At 45.0% G+C, this 17700-nt stretch carries 10 protein-coding genes and 2 tRNA genes; 9 read left to right on the top strand and 3 right to left on the bottom strand.

The window, feature by feature from the left end; translation table 11 throughout:
- The first annotated feature begins 142 nt into the window (after positions 1-142).
- The 4 genes from clpB to D1136_RS03710 all read left to right on the top strand — a co-directional run bounded on the left by clpB (position 143) and on the right by D1136_RS03710 (position 6286).
- Entirely contained in the window at positions 143-2734 is a 2592-nt protein-coding gene (gene clpB / locus D1136_RS03725; RefSeq protein WP_161876527.1) for an ATP-dependent chaperone ClpB, read from the top strand.
- A gap of 169 nt (positions 2735-2903) precedes the next feature.
- Positions 2904-4364: a decarboxylating NADP(+)-dependent phosphogluconate dehydrogenase gene (gnd, locus tag D1136_RS03720; RefSeq protein WP_161876293.1), complete on the top strand. Its 1461-nt coding sequence runs from the start codon at positions 2904-2906 to the stop codon at positions 4362-4364.
- 6 nt (positions 4365-4370) lie between these two features.
- A complete protein-coding gene (zwf, locus tag D1136_RS03715; RefSeq protein ID WP_161876292.1) occupies positions 4371-5855 on the top strand; it encodes a glucose-6-phosphate dehydrogenase in 1485 nt (494 codons plus the stop codon).
- 26 nt (positions 5856-5881) lie between these two features.
- Entirely contained in the window at positions 5882-6286 is a 405-nt protein-coding gene (locus tag D1136_RS03710; protein WP_161876291.1) for a DUF2721 domain-containing protein, read from the top strand.
- A gap of 105 nt (positions 6287-6391) precedes the next feature.
- Here the strand turns inward: D1136_RS03710 and D1136_RS03705 are convergent, their stop codons facing one another.
- The 3 genes from D1136_RS03705 to D1136_RS03695 form a co-directional block, all read right to left on the bottom strand.
- Positions 6392-7495, bottom strand: coding sequence for an aminoglycoside phosphotransferase family protein (locus D1136_RS03705; protein ID WP_161876526.1), 1104 nt, complete (start codon positions 7493-7495; stop codon positions 6392-6394).
- A gap of 249 nt (positions 7496-7744) precedes the next feature.
- Positions 7745-7821, bottom strand: a tRNA-Asn gene (locus D1136_RS03700).
- 30 nt (positions 7822-7851) lie between these two features.
- A tRNA-Asn gene (locus D1136_RS03695) sits at positions 7852-7925 on the bottom strand.
- Positions 7926-8213: 288 nt separating this feature from the next.
- Here D1136_RS03695 and D1136_RS03690 point away from each other — a divergent pair.
- The 5 genes from D1136_RS03690 to purD all read left to right on the top strand — a co-directional run bounded on the left by D1136_RS03690 (position 8214) and on the right by purD (position 17631).
- Entirely contained in the window at positions 8214-9332 is a 1119-nt protein-coding gene (locus D1136_RS03690) for a PorP/SprF family type IX secretion system membrane protein (protein WP_161876290.1), read from the top strand.
- 6 nt (positions 9333-9338) lie between these two features.
- Positions 9339-15179: a PKD domain-containing protein gene (locus D1136_RS03685; RefSeq protein ID WP_161876289.1), complete on the top strand. Its 5841-nt coding sequence runs from the start codon at positions 9339-9341 to the stop codon at positions 15177-15179.
- 47 nt (positions 15180-15226) lie between these two features.
- Complete coding sequence (locus D1136_RS03680; RefSeq protein ID WP_161876288.1) at positions 15227-15565, top strand: PAS domain-containing protein; 339 nt, start codon at positions 15227-15229, stop codon at positions 15563-15565.
- 12 nt (positions 15566-15577) lie between these two features.
- The gene (locus tag D1136_RS03675) at positions 15578-16261 is read left to right on the top strand and encodes a DUF2461 domain-containing protein (protein WP_161876287.1); all 684 of its coding nucleotides are present in this window, start codon (positions 15578-15580) and stop codon (positions 16259-16261) included.
- Between the two features lie 89 nt (positions 16262-16350).
- Complete coding sequence (purD, locus tag D1136_RS03670; protein WP_161876286.1) at positions 16351-17631, top strand: phosphoribosylamine--glycine ligase; 1281 nt, start codon at positions 16351-16353, stop codon at positions 17629-17631.
- The last annotated feature ends 69 nt before the right edge of the window (positions 17632-17700 follow it).

The following is a 17700-nucleotide window of genomic DNA, read 5'->3' as shown; positions in this document are numbered from 1 at the left end:
AATATTCTGACTTTCTGTCTTGTTTTTTGTATTTATTATGTCAATTTGGCAAAATATCTCTAAAATGTTCTATGAAACCTTTCTTTGTGTGAATCGGTATAAGATTTGTAATTTCTGTCAATGGAAAGGAGAATGTAAGATGATGAATATGAATAATTACACGATCAAATCGCAGGAAGCGTTGCAGAATGCGGTGGAGCTTGCACAGAGAAAAGGCCAGCAGGCGATAGAAACGGGGCATTTGCTGAAAGGGGTCATGAATGTGGGTGAAAATGTCACGCAGTTTATTTTTAATAAATTGGGGATCAATGGCTCTAATTTAGCGGCTGCTTTGGATCGGATTATAGATGCTTATCCCAAGGTATCGGGAGGGGAAGCTTATTTGTCTGCCGATAGCAACAAGGCTTTGGAAAAGGCTGCCCGGATGGCTGCGGAGATGGGAGACCAATATATTTCGCTGGAACATATTTTATTGGGCTTGCTGGATATGCGCGACAAGGTGTCGCAGTTGTTGAAAGACAGCGGTATGACGGAAAAAGAAACCAAAGAGGCTATTGTGGGGTTGCGGAAAGGGTCCAAGGTAAATTCCCAGTCTGCCGAAGATAGTTACGACGCTTTGGGAAAATATGCCATCAATCTGAATGAACGGGCACGGAACGGAAAATTGGATCCGGTAATCGGCCGGGATGATGAAATCAGGCGGGTATTGCAGATTCTTTCGCGGCGTACAAAGAATAATCCGATATTGATTGGGGAGCCGGGAGTCGGTAAGACGGCTATAGCCGAAGGGTTGGCCCAGCGGATTGTCAACGGGGATGTGCCCACGAACCTGGCTTCGAAACAGATATTTTCGCTGGATATGGGAGCTTTGATTGCCGGAGCAAAATACAAAGGGGAGTTTGAAGAACGTTTGAAAGCGGTGGTAAATGAGGTTCTGGCTTCCGAAGGGGAGATTATATTGTTTATTGATGAGATCCATACTTTGGTTGGGGCTGGAAAGTCCGAGGGAGCGATGGATGCCGCCAATATTTTAAAGCCGGCCCTGGCCCGCGGCGACCTGAGAGCAATCGGTGCGACTACTTTGAATGAATATCAGAAGTATTTTGAACAGGATAAGGCTTTGGAGCGGCGTTTCCAGAAGGTGATGATTGATGAGCCGGATGTGATGAGCGCAATCAGTATTATGCGGGGGTTGAAGGAGAAATATGAAAATCACCATAAAGTGCGGATTACAGACGATGCTATTATTGCTTCGGTGGAATTGTCTCACCGGTACATTTCTGACCGTTTTTTGCCGGACAAGGCCATAGACTTAGTGGATGAGGCGGCGGCTAAATTGCGGTTGGAAATGAATTCCGTACCCGAAGAGATAGATGAGCTGGACCGGAAAATCCAACAATTGGAGATTGAGAAGGAGGCTTTAAAGCGGGAAGGAACCAGTAAAAAGTTGGATGAAATAAAAAAGGAACTGGCTGATTTGAATGATGAACGTACCAAATTGCGGGCTCAGTGGGAATCGGAACGTTCGCTGATTGATGAAATCCAGAAAAATAAAGATGCCATTGAGCAGTATAAGTTCGAGGCGGGACGGGCCGAACGGGAAGGCGATTACGGTAAGGTGGCGGAGTTGCGGTACGGAAAGATGAAAGATGCCGAACAGCGGATAGAAGAGGTGAAAAAGAAGTTGTCAGATATGAAACATGGAGAGTCGCTGATTCGTGAAGAGGTGACTGCCGATGATATTGCCGCTGTCGTTTCGAAATGGACGGGAATACCCGTTAATCGGATGATGCAGAGTGAGAGAGCAAAGTTATTGCATTTGGAAGAGGAGCTGCATAAACGGGTTGTAGGCCAGGAAGTGGCTATTGCTGCCCTGGCGGATGCGGTGAGGCGTAACCGGGCCGGTTTGCAGGATGCCCGCCGTCCGATAGGTTCTTTTATTTTCCTGGGAACGACGGGGGTTGGAAAGACAGAATTGGCAAAGGCCCTGGCTGAATTTTTATTTGACGATGAATCGCAGATGACGCGTATTGATATGTCGGAATATCAGGAAAAGCATTCGGTGTCGCGATTGATCGGAGCACCTCCGGGGTATGTCGGATATGATGAAGGAGGCCAATTGACAGAAGCTGTCAGGCGTAAACCTTATTCAGTGGTATTGTTGGATGAGATAGAGAAGGCACATCCGGATGTGTTTAATATTCTTTTGCAGGTGTTGGATGACGGACGTCTGACAGACAATAAGGGCCGGACAGTTGATTTTAAAAATACGATTATCATTATGACATCCAATATAGGAGCCCATATCATTCAGGAGAAACTGAAAGATTTGAATGATAAAAACCGGGAACAGGTATTGGAGTCAACCAATAATGAGGTTTATGAATTGCTGAAACAGACCATCCGTCCGGAGTTCCTGAACCGTATTGACGAAGTGATTATGTTTACTCCTCTGCAAAAAGCGGAGATTGTGGATATTGTCCGTTTGCAGGTGAGATCTTTACAGAAAATGTTGGCTAACAACAGTATCGGTATAGAGTTGACGGATAAGGCTGTGGAATGGATAGCAGAGGAGGGTTATGATCCTCAGTTCGGAGCCCGTCCGGTGAAGCGGATTATTCAAAGGTATTTGCTGAACGATTTGTCTAAGCAGATATTGGCTGAACAGGTGACTAAAGACCATCGGATTGTGGTGGATGTCCAGGATGGTAAGCTTGTTTTTGTAAACCGGTAAAATCAATGTAACAGACGCTGACGGATAGAAACAGACGGTAGCAGATAAAACGGGATTCCTTCGGGATTCCCGTTTTTATTTTTGGTGTATATATCAGGAGTGGTACACAGGTCTTGTTTCTGAACCTTACCTGTAGAAAAACGTAGTAATAGTGTAAATATTGTTTTATATGAATTTGTCTGATATTGGTTTGGTCGGTTTGGCAGTGATGGGCGAGAATCTGGCTCTTAATTTTGAGAGTAGGGGTTTTCAGGTTTCCGTATATAACCGTTTACATTCCGGGAAGGAGAGTGTAGTGACCCGTTTTATGCGGGGACGGGGAAAAGGGAAGAATTTTGTAGCGGCTTATTCTTTGGCAGAATTGGTGACTTCCCTGAAACGTCCGCGTAAAGTGATGCTGATGATTCGGGCCGGCCAGCCGGTGGATGATGTGCTTCGGGAGTTATTACCCTGCCTGGAGCCGGGGGATGTGATTATTGACGGAGGAAATTCGGATTTCCGGGATACGGGACGCCGGATGAAGGAGGTGGAGGAGAGGGGAATGTTTTATGTAGGTGCAGGTATTTCCGGTGGGGAGACAGGAGCTTTGACCGGTCCTTCCGTCATGCCCGGAGGTTCTGTTGCCGCATGGCCTTTGGTGAAGCATCTGTTGCAGGCTATTGCTGCCCGTCTGGATGATGGTACTCCTTGTTGTGAATGGATAGGGCCGGGAGGTGCTGGACATTATGTCAAGATGGTACATAATGGTATTGAGTATGGGGATATGCAGTTGATAGCCGAGGCTTATTTGCTGTTGAAAGACTACGGACAATTGAAAAATGACCAGATTGCCGGGATTTTTGAAGTGTGGAATAGGGGAGAATTGAATAGTTATCTGACGGGTATTACTTCGGAAATTTGCCGGATGAGGGAAGTTGACGGTAGTTTTTTGCTGGACCACATTCTGGATGTTGCGGGGCAAAAAGGAACGGGGAAATTAACGGCTGTTGCTGCACTGGAGGAAGGAGATCCATTGACTTTGATTGTGGAAGCGGTGCTGGCCCGTTTTTTATCGGCTCTTCCGGACGAGCGGAAAAAAGCGGCAGGGTATTATCGTTCGGAGGTTCGGGGTGGTTTGGGAAAACAGGAAGAGTTGGCCGAGTGGTTGGGACATGCTTTGTATGCTTCCAAACTGGTTTCTTATGCTCAGGGATTTTCTTTGTTGCGGAGGGCTTCTGTTCATTATGGCTGGGGATTGGATTATGGCATGTTGGCTAAGATTTGGAGGAAGGGGTGTATTATCCGTTCTGTCTTTTTGGAGCAGATAACCCGGGCTTATGAGAATGTGCCGGAATTGGAGAATTTGTTGTTTGATGATTTCTTTAGGGGGCGCATGGCGGAGGTTTTGGGAGCTTGGCGGAAGGTTACCGCTATGGCTTTAGTGAATGGCATCCCGGTTCCTTGTATGGCATCTGCTTTGACTTATTTTGACGGATTGCGGACTTCCCGTTCGTCTGCGAATCTAATTCAGGCACAGCGGGATTATTTCGGAGCACATACGTATGAGAGGACAGATGCTTCCCGAGGTGTGTTTTTCCATACGGACTGGAATGAAACCGGAGGAGGTATTTCGGGTACTTATAATGAATGATTTTACATGGAGTATATGAAACCGGACAATCAGATATTGGTCATTTTCGGGGCTTCCGGAGATTTAACCAGACGCAAGTTGTTGCCTTCTTTGTTTGAAGTGTTTGAGCGGGATATGTTGCCGGAGCATTTCGTCATTTTGGGAGTTGCCCGGACTTCCTTTTCCGATGAAGAATACCGGAGGGAACAAAAAGAGAACCTGAAAAAATTTTTAAAGGGGGAGTTGCCGGAACAAGCGAAATTGGACCAGTTTTTAGAGCGGGTGCAGTATTTGACTCTTAATACGGACCAATGGGAAGAATATCATTTATTGGCAGAGCGGATTGCTGCGATTCGTAAGAAGGAAGATATCGGGGACAGAATATTGTTTTACCTGGCCATACCGCCCCGGAATTATGAATTGGTTTCGGCTGCATTAGGGAAATGTGGGTTGAACACTCCTGTTGAAACGGGAGGTTGGCGCAGAATAATTGTAGAGAAACCTTTTGGCCATGATTTGACAACTGCCCGGTTGCTCAACAGACATCTTGTTTCTATTTTCCGGGAGGATGATATTTACCGGATAGACCATTTTCTGGGTAAGGAAACTGTGCAGAATATATTGGTATTACGGTTTGCGAACCAGATTTTTGAGTCTTTATGGAACCGGAATTATATTGATTCGGTAGAAATATATGCATTGGAGACTTTGGGTGTGGAAAACCGGGGAAAGTATTACGAAGGGGCAGGGGCGTTCCGGGATATGGTTCAGAACCATTTGATGCAATTGATGGGATTTGTGGCCATGGAGGCACTTCCTGCTTTTGATGCGGAGTTGATGCGAGATGAGGTGGCAAAAGTGTTCCGTTCGCTTCATCCCCTGACGGCGGATGATGTGGTACGGGGACAATATGTTGCCGGGGAAATAGGTGGTCAAGTGCTACCGGCTTACCGTGAAGAGAAAGGAGTGGCGGCGGATTCCACAACGGAAACCTATGTGGCTATGCGTTTTTATATTGATAACTGGCGGTGGGGAGGAGTGCCGTTTTATTTTTATACGGGAAAACGGATGGGGATGTCAAAGTCAGAAATAAACATTCATTTTAAGAATGTGCCTCACCATTTGTTCAGTGGAATGTGTTCGTGCAGTTCCTGTAATCAATTGGTGTTGAAAGTGGATGCTCCGGAGAGTATATCCCTGCGGTTCGGGTTGAAAGTACCGGGGTCTTTTTTTGAAGTGAAACAGGTGAGCATGGATTTTGCTTACGGGTCTTTGTGCAATACTTATATTGCTACGGCCTATGAGCGGTTGTTGCTGGATGCCATGCAAGGGGATTCTACCCTTTATATCCGTACGGATGCCCTGGAGTTGAGCTGGCGTTTTATTGAGCCGATATTGCAGCAGTGGAGAGAGAATCCGCAGGAGGGATTGGTCTACTATCCGGCGGGAAGTGAGGGGCCGGAGGAGAGAAAGCGGTTATTGCAGCGTCCGGCTGAGGAGTGTACTTTATAATTTGGGGTATTTTAGGAATTATATTTATGGAAGAATTGACTTTGACGACTCCCTCTGTACTGTTTTCGGCTATTTCGCTGATTATGTTAGCGTATACCAATCGTTTTCTGGCGTATGCTGCGGTTATCCGGAATTTGAGGACCGAGCATGAACAGAATCCGACACCGATGACTCAACGACAGATAGATAACCTGCGTAAGCGGCTTTATATGACCCGGTTGATGCAGATTTTTGGGGTAAGCAGTTTGTTGCTTTGTGTAGTTTGTACTTTGTTTATTTACATTGGATGGCAGGAAACGGCGGTGTATGTTTTTGGGGCAGCTTTGCTTTTATTGGTGATTTCGTTGAGTATTTCCATCCGGGAAATCCAGATTTCAGTGAAGGCTTTGGAATACCATATAGATAAAGTAAAAGTGACGGATGAGTCCTGATGTTTCAGGTGGGTTGGGGATTATTTAATAAACGGGCCGAAGTCGTTCCTGTGAAAGAATCAGCTTCGGCCCGATATTTACCGGAGGTTGTTTCCCGGAGCAGGTTTATTGCCTGCTTTTCTTTATTTCTTCTTTTACGATGTCACACATTTGGGTGTAGTTTGCCTCCATGCTTTGCAGTAATTTGTGTTGGGCTCGTGCACGGATCAGATTGTGAGTCTGGCTTTTCACCTTATAGTATTTGTCTCCGTCGATGTAGTCCATAAGGAAGCGTAATACCTGTTCGTAGGTAATGTATTTTGCAGAGAAAGCCAGGTAGTCGATTTCGCTTTGATTGAGGAAGCTGGCTGTTTCCGACAGGTAGCCTTGAGTATATCCCCGGAAGATATCCATGTTTATGGAAACATTATCGAGGTTTTCGTCGTCTTCCAGTCCGGTGTTGGTATAAGAACGCATAGCGTCGCCATAGTCATTCAGACAAGTGCTGCTCAATACGGTATCCAGGTCGATTACACAAAGTACATTGCCTTGTTTGTCAAACAGGATGTTGTTGATTTTGGTATCGTTGTGGGTGATACGGGTAGGGATAGTTCCTTTTTCTACCAGTTCCCAGAAGTGAAGCATCTCTTCGCGGCGGCGTTCAATCCATTGGATTTCACTGGGAACGGTGGCTTTACGTCCCACCGGATCGTTGGCGAGTATTTCGTCCCATTGTTTGAAGCGGTAGCGGATATTGTGGAATCCGGGCAGGATATCAGTTAATGGTTCTTTGAAATCCGACAGCATTGCCTGGAATTTTCCGATTCCCTTTCCTCCCTGATAAGCCAGTTCCGGAGTATCTGCTTTCTGATAGGCAATGGTGTCGCCGATAAATATGCATACAGCCCAGAATTCGCCAGTTTCGTCCTGATAATAGAGTTTTCCGTCTTTGGTGGGAACAACAGTCATTGCTTCACGCATGGGATCTCCTCCGGCGGCAACGATTTTTTTCTTCAGATGAGTAGTCACCCGTTGGATGTTATCCATCATGGCGGGGATATTCTGAAAAATGTTTTTGTTTTTCCGTTGTAAGATATAGTTAGGGGCTGTAGCTTCAGCAGTGGTAATCAGTAGTGTATCGTTGATAAATCCTTCTCCTAACGGTTTTACCGTCAGAATTGTTCCTTCCAATTGAAATTGATTACAAATGTTGTTCAGTTTGTTCATAATTGTATTTTTATTTTATTCAACTTTGCCTTTTTCTCTCCTGTGGCTGATTGTGTTCCCTAAAGTTGGAACCTGTAATGAATAGGGACATATCCATAGTCTTAATACAGGTACTTTATTTTGAGTGTATAAAAATAGTAAAAAATTGACATTTTATAGCTTTCTTCTTCGGAATATTAATTTTAGTTGTTTTGTTATGGAGTGGGGGGGGGTAAAATAAAAAAGCCACCGTTTCCGGTGGCTTGTCCTGCTTGGCTCCTCAGGTAGGACTTGAACCTACGACCTACGGATTAACAGTCCGCCGCTCTAACCAACTGAGCTACTAAGGAATTTGCTTTTGAAGTATGAAAGAACTCCGGCTCCTCAGGTAGGACTTGAACCTACGACCTACGGATTAACAGTCCGCCGCTCTAACCAACTGAGCTACTAAGGAATTTTTCAAAAGCGTTGCAAAAATATGGATTTTTTTGAATGCTACAAAATTTATGCGAAAAAAAATGGATTCTGTTTTTATTTTTCCGCCGGTTAGTGAACGAGAGAAATTATAAAAACGTCGGAAGAACCAGTTCTGAAAACCATTTCGGGCATAGCCAAAGAAATACATTTTGTTTTTTATAGAATGCTTCTTATTAATTTTGAACAAATATAAAAATGAGTTAAGTTTGCCAGATAATGTAACTATATATATTTGATTTCCGAGTCAGGTTTGGCGGAGTGTTTTATGAAAATAAAGAAAAACATAATTATACTAATTGGGTGTTGGATTTGGGGCGGAGTGTTGTTGGCGCAGGATACGAAAGTGACTCATCCTTTTATGTGGAAGTCGTTTAATAATCCGGCTTATACAGGTTTTAACGGTTTGGCAGGCGTGAGTGTCGGGATGCAGAGAGCTTACTGGAGTAATCCGCTGGATTTCCGTTCTTATTTTGTGGCGGCGGATTATGCTTTTCAGGAGAAGCGGACCTTCGGTTTAGGAGGTGTTTCCCTGTTTTATCAGCGCGACCAGGAAGGTTCGTTGATGTATGTCACCAATACCTTTTCTGCGGCGGTTTCTGCCCGGGCGAAAGTGGCGCGTTCCACTGTGCTTCAGGTAGGAATACAACCCTCTTTGTACAACAAGAGCGTTGATCCGTCAAGAATTACCCTGGGCGACCAGTTCGACCCGTTTTACGGACAGATTTTGGACGTATCGCCTGAGTTGATTAACTTTTATGCGGACAGGGTGACGATGTTCGACATTGGGGCTGGTATTTACGGAGAGACAGATTTCAATATTGCCTGGCACGGTGTGGCAAGTCTGGAATATGGTTTTTCGGTCTATCACATTATCGAATCCACCCAGTCGTTTTTGTCGGAGCACGGCTCAAAATCCTCTGAGAAAAATTTGCTGAACCGGCGATATTCCGGTTATCTGTCTTATTCACACCCTTTGATATTTGGTAATCAATGGAATACGATACTTTCTCCTTATTTGATGATGGATGTGCAATCGGTAATGCGTAATCTTCAATTCGGGGTCTATTGGGAGGAAGAACGTTTCGGAATGATTGGATTGGGGTTGCGGAGTGACCAGTATGAGGGGTTGCAGGTGGGTACCTTGTTGTTGCATTTAGGGGCTAATATCATGGCCAATAATGATTCGGGCTGGAAAGTTGGTTATACGTTTGAGATGCCTACTCATCAGGGGACCATGTATAAAAACACCAGTCATTCCCTGTCATTGCATTGGTATTTTAAAATAACACCAAAGCGTTGTGTCCTCCGTTTTGAGCATTCCCCCAATAACACAAAGCGTGTTAAGTCAATGCGCAGTACACGGAAAAGGGCGTTTAAATTTTAATGGGTTATGGAGATGAAGTTTATTATAGGGTTATTGTTGATGTGTGTTTCATTGCTGCCGGGCAAGGGGTATGGGCAAACATCGGCGGATTTGGAGTTGTCATATAGAAATGAATATGTGAATGGGTATATTTTGGTTTGCAATGACGGTGAACCGCCATTCCGGTTCCAATTGAAGAATGAGACCGGCGTTGGTAAATTTATTTCATTTAAATTGTCCTTGGGAGATGGAAGTGATGAGATAGATATGGCGGGACCGGGAGGTTTAAAGACAATAGAATATAAGGAAAAGGGAAGTTTCAATTTGAAATTCATTGGAGAGAGGGCGGACGGGATTAAGGTAATCAGAGGGTATGTATTGAAGATTGTAGGGAAAGTGAATGCAAGGCTGGAGAGGGAGAATGAGTGGGTGAAGTGTTTGGATTCTGATGTTAAATATACATTAGTGATTTTGTCGGGAGATACGGACAGGACCCGTTATTTCCTGGATTATGATGACGGTAGCGGTCTGGATGAGCTGGATCGTTCCAAATTAGTGAACGGTCAGGGAGTGTTTGTGCATCAGTATAAGGAATCTTATTGTTCGATGTTTGGCCATGAGGAGGGTTTTAAAGTTTCATTGACTTATGAGAACGAGTGTTACAGCGGGGAATTGGGTACACTTTCCGAGGCTGTGGCTGTTCCTTTTAATGCGAGGTTTACATTTGACCATCTGGGGAAAAGGGAAGTGTGTACGTATGAGAAACTTGAACTGCGGAATATAACGACAGGGGGAACTGATTCCGATTGTGGTATGGGTGATCCTATTGCGTTCTGGGATTTTGGGAACGGGGAAACATCGGAGGAGTGGGAGCCTTACATTGAGTATAAGCAGGTAGGAATAGATCCTTACAAGATTAAACTGAAAGTCAGCAATAAATATGCCTGTGCCACGGATTCTGTGGAGTATCCGGTGAATTTGATTAACCGGACAGAGGCTATCATGGCATTGGATAAGAATGAACTTTGTGTAGGGGAAGAGTTATTGGTCGAGAATAGAAGTTGGGGAGATCAGGCTACATCTACCTGGTCAGTTGTATCTTTAGACGGTTTTCCGGTTCCCGAGTATGAGGACAGAGGACATCTCCGTCTGAAATTCAATCATTGGGGAAGATATAGAATTACATTGTATGTAGAGAATGTTTGCTCTCACGACCAGACAGATACGGTAGTTACCGTAAGACAGGACCCGGAATTGGTTCGTTATGACCTTCCTGCTCAGAGTTGTCTGCCGGAAGCGGTGAATATGGCTTCTTATGTTTCTGTTGCCTGGAATGGTAATGAGGAGAAAGCGAATTGGACCATTACCCGGAAGGGAGGAGTGGGAAATGCTGATGTCGAGTGGTTGGACGGTACGGGTGCGCAATCCCCTTTTCCTGTTTTTCGTTTCAAACAAGCCGGTGTTTATCAGGTGAAGATGCAATTACCGGATGCAGGGTGTGGTGGTACGAAGTTGACAGGAATGAAAGAGATTGTTGTTTATGATCCCGCGATTTCCGTGAAGATAGATACGACATCGCTGAATATATGCGAGAATGGGGTTGTCAGTTTTACAAATACTTCGGTCGGCGACCGTTTACAATACGAATGGTCGGTAAAACCGTCGGCAAAGACCAGTTTTGCGAATGGTACGAACCCCACCAGTGCTTCGCCGGTGATACGGTTTGACAAGTATGGTGATTATGAGGTAAAATTGCATATGTATACATCTTCGGGGTGTGGGGCTGTGGATATGGTGTATAAGGTGCATGTCCGTAAAGATCCTTCTATATTCTTTTTTGAACCGCCCGAAGCGGTATGCCCGGGACCTGCTTATCCTTTCTTCTTTTCCAGTTCGGTGATATATGAATTTTATAATAATCCGGAGCGGGTGAAATGGACAATTTCACCGGATGATGGCGGATGGGAGTTTTTAGAGGGAGATATCCATACCCCGAAGCCGACTTTATTGTTTCATAAGCCGGGCAATTATAGTTTTACGGTGGAGTTGGAATCGGCTGGTTGTCCGGATAACACGATGTCAAAGATTGAAACAAGAAATATCCGGGTGCGTAATTCTGCGATGTCGATAACGGGGATTGTAACCGATAATCTGGTTTGTGAAGGAGATTCATTGTCGTTTGTATTAAAGGCAGAAACGGCGGAAAACGACCCTCTGATGTATGCCTGGACGGTAACTCCGCCGGATAATACGGTGGCATTCGGAGATTACGGGAATGATAAGCGGGTGGCTGAAATCCGTTTCGGACATTGGGGGGATTATGAGGTCCGGGGTGCGGCCACTGGTTTTTGCGGGACCTTAGACACTACTTTCCGGATTACGGTGCAAAAAGATCCGAAAGTCGCTTTGCGGCAAATTGACGGGGTTTGTATGGGGGAATATGATATGCGCGATTATGTCACTTATCAATGGTTTAATAATGTACCGGAAGTAGGATGGGAAGTTAAGGGTGTTTTGGGTGAAGGTGTGGGTTATGTCGTGGATGACATACATGCCGAATATCCGAAAATTACATTTAATAAACCGGGAGATTACAGTGTGAAAGTCGGTTTGATTTCGCATACCCTGGGATGTGAAGAGGATTCCTTGCAGGATATTAAGACGTTTCATGTTTATGACCCGGAAATATTAGGAAATATTACGATGGTAGGGACTGGTGAAATTTGCGAGGGAGAGACGGTTACGTTCATGAATACAACCAATGCAGATGGTGGGATCCGTTGGGAATGGCGGGTGGAGGGAACAGCGGACGGGTATGTCTTTCAGGATGGAGGCCGGACTTCGACCGAACAATTGCCTGTGATTACTTTTACAAAATATGGGGATTACCGGGTGTTTGTAAAGGCGGTAGGACCTTGTTCCGAAAAGGAATTTCCGTTTTTTCCGGTGACGGTAAGTGGTGTGCCGGAAGTGACGATAGCTGATGTTTTGGCAGTATGTGAGCCTTTTGATTTTAAAGGGAAAGAAGATGCCCGGATTATCATTGATCCGCGCAATGATGCTGTTCGTACAGCCCGGTGGTTGGTTACTGAAAATCCGGATGTAGTTTCCGGAGGATATGAGTATCTGGGAATGTCTGCTGATACGTCGCTTTATCCGGATATTCGTTTTCACAACGGAGATTATACAGTGGAGGTGAAGTACTGGAACCGTTGTCAAACGCCTGGGAAGGCGGTATTCCGGATTCAGGCGGATAAGTTTATACCGATTACTTCCATCCGGGATGATTCCATTTGCACCCGGAGCCGGGAAGTGCGTTTGTTGACGGCGGAGCCCGCAAACGGAATCTGGTCGTTAAAGAATGCAGATATACCTCATGCCGGGGAGATATTGTACAATGAAGGAGACAACTACTATTTTAATCCGCAATTCGGGGCGTATGAGGAATTGGATGTGCCGTTGGTGTATAAGTTGTATAATTTTTCCTGTGTCGATTCGGCGGAAATGAAAATGCATGTGTGGCCTTTGCCTCACGTTGAGGCGGGAATTTCCCGGGAGATGTGTCTGAATCATGCCCCGCAGTTATTGGTGGGACAAGATTCTACAGCTGGCGCGGTGTGGCAGCAGAACCGGGGAAATTGGTATTTGGGGGAGCAATTGCTACCGGAACATCATTTTCAGGCAAATGGTATCGGAGATTTCACCGTTTTTTATCGGTATGAAGATGTGCATCACTGTGTAAATGCCGATTCTACGGTGATGACGGTGCATGCATTGCCAGATACCGCTTTTACGTCTAAACCGCAGTATTGCCGGGGAGTCCTGGCTGATTTTACGGTGAATGAGGATGTGGAAATAAAGCGGTATATGTGGGAGTATTATGCGGGAGCTGTTTGGGATACATTACCGGGAAACGGAGGGTTTGTTTATGATTCGTCCGGATATTACGATGTTACTTTGGTTGCTGAGTCGGTTCACGGATGTCTGGATACTTCTGCCGTCCATCGGATAGAAGTAGTGAATGATGCTCCGCCAGCGGATTTTACTTTCCATGTGGATAGGAAATGTGGTCCTAAAGTGTCGGCTGAAATCAAGGTCGAAGAAGGAGACTACAGCGACCATAATCTGCATTTCGAGTGGGTGTTGGGAAATGGAACGAGGTCTGAGGCTCTTGTCCCGGAAAACCCGCAGGTCTTTTATTCAACTCAGGAAGATACGGTGTATCAATTGAAATTCAGGGTATATAATATTTGTAATGAAACGGAAAAAATAGATTCCCTGAGCGTAGGTTCCTTGCCTCATGCGGATTTTCGGCTTGAGAACGGTGAAAGGAATTGTTCGCCCCTGACTTTACGGGTGCTCAATACCTCTACAGGTTCCCATAATCGATATTTTTGGAATATGGGTGATGGGTCAGAGCCGTTGAATGTGTTTGAGCCGCTGGATTATTTGTATGTGACGGATTCTGTGAGGAAAGTATTTGAAATATCGTTGGTGGCTATCAACGGGTGCGGGAGAGATAGTCTCATGCAGCCTTTAACGGTATTGGCGCAAAGTATCCGGGCTTTTTTCGACCGTCCGAAGGATGATATTTGTGTGGGAGAACAAATTTGTTTTACAAATTATACGAGAGATACGGCACGGGAGATTACTCACAGATACTGGGATTTCGGGGATGAGGTGCGCGACACTTCCTGGAATGTATGCCATGCTTACCGGGATAGCGGGAGGTATAAAGTTTTGTTATATGTGGATAACGGGTGTTCGTCGGATACGACAAGTAAGTTCATAAACGTTATTGGGAATCCGAAAATAGATTTGCAGTTGGAGCAAGAAAACTGTGACCGTGATACATTTCATTTTGCTTTTGCGACAGACCAGCATTTAAAATGGATAAAATGGACTTTGGGGGATGAGTCGGAAATGTTTCTTCCTTCTTTCTCATATGTTTATAAAGAACCGGGAAGTTATCCTGTCCGGTTGGAAGCCGTGGGTGACAACAGGGCTGCCTGCCGTTCAGTAAAAGAGGCTTTGCTGACAGTCCATCCACGTCCGGTATTGCATATTGTTCCCTGGGATACGTTAGTATGTTCTCCTTATCTTTATGTGCCGCAAGTTGAGGGAGAGGCAGATAAAATGATGTGGGATTATGGGGACGGAAGTCCGGAAACATCTGCCGGGGAACACTGGTATGTGAATACGACCGATTCGCTGTTGGGTTATGAGGTTGTATTGCATGCTGTCAGTGATAAAGGATGCCCGGAGGATTATACGGGGTATATGCATGTGGCTGCTTTGCCGCATGCCGTTTTGGAAAAGCGGGTGACGAACGGACGACCGCAGAAAGTAGAGTTGATGAATATGTCTCCTGAGGGATATTTTGATTATATTTGGGTGTTGCCAGAGAATAGAATCGAACATACGGCAGGAAATCAATATTTGGAGTTTATGGAAAACGGAATATATACGTTTTCGTTGATTACCGAGAATCAATATGGTTGCCGGGATACGGCGACATTGGAGCATGAGGTGATGTTGAAAGGGTTGTATTTTCCCAACACTTTTATTCCGCATAGTCTGAATGGGCAGGTTAACCGTTTTAACGGCATCGGGATGGGGTTGGTACGGTATAAACTGGAGATATTTGATCAGCATAGTAATAAGATTTGGGAAACGACGGCTTTGAAAGACGGGAAACCTTCTGAGGGGTGGGATGGTTGCAACAGAAAGGGTGAGCGGCTTCCACAGGGAGTCTATATCTGGCGTGCAGAGGCAATTTTCGGAAATGATGATGTATGGACTGGTAAAAACAACGATTCCGGAATACCTGAAACAACGCAGGGGACTGTATTGCTGCTGAGAGAATAGGGAACAGAAGGGATGCCAATATCGTTGAATTGTAAAAACAGGATATCATGGATTATTTTAAAGAAGTAAATTTTGCAGTGACCGTTTGTGACAAGGACGGCCGGATTGTTGACATGAACGATAAATCGCGCAAGACCTTTCTGAAACCCGGAAGGGAGGAATTGGTCGGAAAGAATGTGTTGGATTGTCATCCGGAACCGGCACACTCGATGTTGGCGGATATGTTGCAAAATCCACGGACCAATGTTTATACCATTGAAAAAAACGGAGTAAAAAAATTAATTTATCAGACTCCCTGGTATGTCGGCGGAGAGTATGGGGGATTTATGGAAGTGTCTATGGAAATCCCTTTTGAGATGAAGCATATGGTCAGGAAAACTTCGTAAGAAATGAATCAGATGGCATCAAGAGAATTAATCGGAAATATCTTTGCCTTTTTGAAGGAGTTAAAGGCACACAATAACCGGGAGTGGTTTGTGGAACATAAGGAGAGGTATTTGCAGTTAAAAGCCGGCTTTGAGGCGCTGACAGACGAATTGATTGCCCGTATCGGTCTTTGGGATGAGGAAGTCAAGGGGTTAAGAGCGAAAGATTGTGTGTATCGTATCTACCGGGATGTCCGTTTTTCTCCGGATAAAAGTCCTTATAAGACGCATTTCGGGACTTATATTTGTGGTTTCCGGGGCCGGAATAGCGGTCGGTGTGGTTATTATTTGCATCTGGAGCCGGGGAATAGTATGTTGGCAGGAGGTTGTTATTGTCCTGAACCGGCTTTGTTGAAACGCCTGCGTCAGGATATTTATGATAACATGGAGGAGTTTACCGGTATTATCCGTGACCCGGAATTTATTGCCGAATTTCCGGAAATAGACCCTACTGACAAATTGAAGAAAGTGCCGGCCCCTTTTCCGGCAGATTTCCCGGAAGCGGATTTATTGAAATATAAACACTATGATGTCGGAGCGATAAAACCGGACAGTTGGTTTGAGGGTGAGGATATGCTGGAAAAAACAGACCGTGTTTTCAGGAAATTATATAAATTCAACCGCTTTCTGAATTATACCATTGATAATATATCTTAATTCGGCAAGTCAGTTGCTTTATTACGCAATGTGTTGCCATATTTTATTACTTTTGCATCATATTGTAAAAATATCAGAATAACAAAAATATGAGAGTTTTATTACTGGGAAGCGGAGGACGTGAGCATGCTTTAGCGTGGAAAATGGTTCAAAGTCCGGAATTGGAAAAACTATATGTAGCTCCTGGCAATGCCGGTACTGCCGGTATTGCTGAGAATGTGAATATCTCGGTGACGGATTTTGAGGCGATAGCTGCTTTTGTCGTTGAAAAGGATATACAGATGGTGGTTGTCGGACCGGAAGACCCTTTGGTGGAAGGTATCCGTGATTTTTTACAGTGCGATGTCCGGTTCAAGGACCTGATGATTGTAGGTCCGGGAAAGGACGGAGCAATCCTGGAAGGAAGCAAAGATTTTGCCAAACAGTTTATGAAACGGCATGGAATTCCCACCGCTGCCTATATGACGGTTACTCCGGAGAATGTTGCCGCAGGGCAAGAGTTCCTGGCTACGTTACGGCCTCCTTATGTACTGAAAGCAGACGGGCTGGCGGCCGGGAAAGGGGTGTTGATATTACAGGATTTAAAAGAAGCGCAACGGGAACTGGAAAGTATGCTGGGAGGAAAATTCGGGAAGGCCAGTAGTCGGGTAGTTATAGAAGAGTTTCTGCATGGAATAGAAATTTCCGTTTTTGCTGTTACCGATGGTAAAGATTATAAAATATTGGGTTCTGCCAAGGATTATAAGCGGATAGGAGAAGGAGATACAGGGTTGAATACAGGAGGTATGGGGGCTGTCTCTCCGGTGCCTTTTGCAGATGAAGCGTTCAACCGCAAAGTGGAAGAAAAAATCATACGGCCTACGGTGGAAGGTTTGAAGAAGGACGGAATCGATTACCGCGGATTCATTTTCTTCGGGCTGATGAATGACAACGGAGGGCCGGCAGTGATAGAATATAATGTGAGAATGGGCGATCCGGAAACAGAAGTTGTCATGCCACGTCTGAAGACAGATTTAGTGCAATTGTTCCGGGCTGTTGCTACGGGTTGTCTGGCCGATACTGCTTTTGCCCTGGATGAGCGGTATTGTACAACGGTGATGTTGGTGGCAGGAGGGTATCCGGGGAGTTACGAAAAAGGAAATGTAATTTCCGGTTTTGAAAAGGTTGAGGACAGTATCGTTTTTCATGCCGGAACCAAACTGGCGGAGGGGCAGATTGTGACTAACGGCGGACGCGTTATGGCTGTCAGTTCTTTTGGACATAAGATGGAAGAGGCTTTGCAACGGTCTTATTGCAATGTAGCGAAAATCACTTTTAAGGATATGAATTATCGTCGGGATATTGGGCAGGATTTGTTGTCCGGTTGTTGATCCGGATAAATATTTTTGATTTATAACCCTGATATTGTGTCACTTTATTCTATGAATGATTTTTTAAAA

This window comes from Odoribacter sp. Z80 (genome assembly GCF_009935865.1).
Taxonomy (GTDB): domain Bacteria; phylum Bacteroidota; class Bacteroidia; order Bacteroidales; family Marinifilaceae; genus Odoribacter.
The sequence above is the reverse complement of the archived record's forward strand: the minus strand, read 5'-3'. Positions and strand labels throughout refer to the sequence as shown.